Raw genomic sequence first — 2,146 nt, forward strand, 5'->3', positions numbered from 1 at the left:
CGCTTTGCGCCAGTCGAGAGTCGGCACGTTGATCACTTGTGACCGGCTCTTCAAGATCGATTTCATCTCCATGCTGCGGGACATATGTCCGGCGATCGATCGAGAGCTACCGGACCCGGCCGTCCTGGAGCTGAAGAAGGTCATCGTCATCGGCGACGATGTTCCGACCGGCGCGGTCAGTTGGAGCTCGATGGCATCCGCCGGCGTTGCCGGCTCGACGCCGCCCCTGGCCTGCAGTCCGGACGATCCGTTGCTCATCCAATATACTTCAGGCACTACGTCGTTCCCCAAGGGCGTAGTGCTGACCCATCGCAACATGCTCGCCAACGCCTATTTCTCGGGTCTGAGAATGGGTTTGAGGCCGGCCGACCGTTTCCACAGCGCGCGGCCCTTCTTCCATGTCGCCGGCACGACGCTGTCGATCCTCTCGGTGCTGCAGCATGCCGCCACGTTGGTCAGCATGGATCGCTTCGAGGCGGGCGAGGCATTGCGGCTGATGGAGTCAGAGCGCTGCACCCATTTCTCCGGCAACGACACCATGGCGCTGATGCTTCTCAATCATGCCGACCGCGCGCGGCGCAAGCTCAGCCTGCGCGGCGCGTGGCTCGCCGCCTCGCCGACCATCGTGCGGCGGGTGATCGACGAGCTTGGCGCAAGCGAATGCGTGGTCGGCTACGGCCTTTCGGAAGCCTCGCCCAATGTCGCGCAGTCCTGCTTCTGGGAGCCGGAAGAGATCAGGGTGAGTGCCGCGATGCGCCTCGAACCAGGTGTGAGCGTGCGTATCCGCCTCGCTAATGGCAGCGATGCGGAAGTCGGCGAAACCGGCGAAATCCTGGTCCGCGGCTGGAACGTCATGCTCGGCTACTTCGACAAGCCGAAGGAAACGGCCGAGACGCTCGACGCCTCGGGGTGGCTGGCGACCGGCGATCTCGGGTCTCTCGATGGCAGCGGGCGGCTCACGTTCCTCGGTCGCGCCAAAGAGATCATCCGCGTCGGCGGCGAGAACGTCTCGCCCGCCGATGTAGAGAATGCGCTCCATCGCCACCCCTCGATCAGACAGGCGGCCGTCGTGGGCGTGCCCGAGGAGCGACTGGTGGAGGTGCCGGCCGCTTTCGTCATCCTCAATGAGGGCCAAGCCGTCGACGCTGAAGAGATCAAGGCCTGGGCCAAGGGTGAGATGGCCGGCTTCAAGGTGCCTCGCCACGTCTGGATCGTCGACAGTTTCGAAGCCATCGGCATGACCGCGAGCTCGAAGATCCAGAAGAAGCAGCTTGCCGCGCATGCGCGCGGCCTGCTCGGTTTGTGAGGGAGCCCAGTGCGCATCGAGACAAAGGTCACACGACTTCTCGGTATCGATCTGCCGATCATCCAGGCCGGAATGTCTTGGGCGTCCTCGAACGCGGCATTGCCGCTTGCGGTGTCACGCGCCGGCGGCCTCGGCGTCATCGCGGCTGGCCCGATGTATCGCGATGATCTGGCCGCAACCATCGATCAGGTGCGCGCCGGCACAGACCGAACCTTCGCCGTCAACCTACCGCTCTACCGAAAAGGGGTGGAGGAGATCATCGATCTCCTGGTCGAGAAACGTGTGCCGGTGCTGATCGCCTCGCAGGGCGGGCCAAAAAAATACCTCGAGCGTTTCAAGGCGATCGGGACTGTTTGTCTGCATGTGGTCGCCGGACCAGAGCACGCGTTGAAAGCCGCGGAAGCGGGCGTGGATGGCCTGATTGCGGTCGGCGGCGAGGCGGGCGGCCATCCGCCGCCGGAGTTGATCTCGACGCTGGTGCTCGGTCGCGCCGTCGCCAAGTCTGTTCCGGACATGCCCTTGATTCTGAGCGGTGGGTTCGCGGACGGGCGCGGCCTTGCGGCTGCGCTTTCGCTCGGTGCCGGTGCTGCCCAGTTCGGAACCCGATTCATGCTCTCGGCCGAAGCAAGGCTACACAACGCTTACCGGGAGCGCCTGCTCGGCGCCTCCATCTCGGACACACTCGTCGTCGGCCGCGGCCTCGGCATGATCCGCGTGCTCCGCAACAGATTCGCCACAAGCATGCGCGAGGCGGAAGAGGGCGGCGCCAGCGAGGAAGCGCGTCGCGCGCTGTTCTCGGCGAGCACCCTCAAGGCGGCCGCTTTCGATGGTGACGTCGAG

Annotated in this window: 2 protein-coding genes; both read left to right on the forward strand. The window is 65.0% G+C overall.

The features are described 5' to 3' along the window. Positions 1–1,306: AMP-binding protein (locus EN742_RS32660; protein ID WP_128333756.1), on the forward strand; the 1,306-nt coding region annotated here is incomplete at its 5' end. Between the two features lie 9 nt (positions 1,307–1,315). After that, positions 1,316–2,146 (forward strand): nitronate monooxygenase (locus tag EN742_RS32665; protein WP_148670434.1); only part of this gene is annotated, 831 nt, incomplete at its 3' end.

Source organism: Mesorhizobium sp. M4A.F.Ca.ET.020.02.1.1 (assembly GCF_004022645.1).
GTDB lineage: Bacteria > Pseudomonadota > Alphaproteobacteria > Rhizobiales > Rhizobiaceae > Mesorhizobium.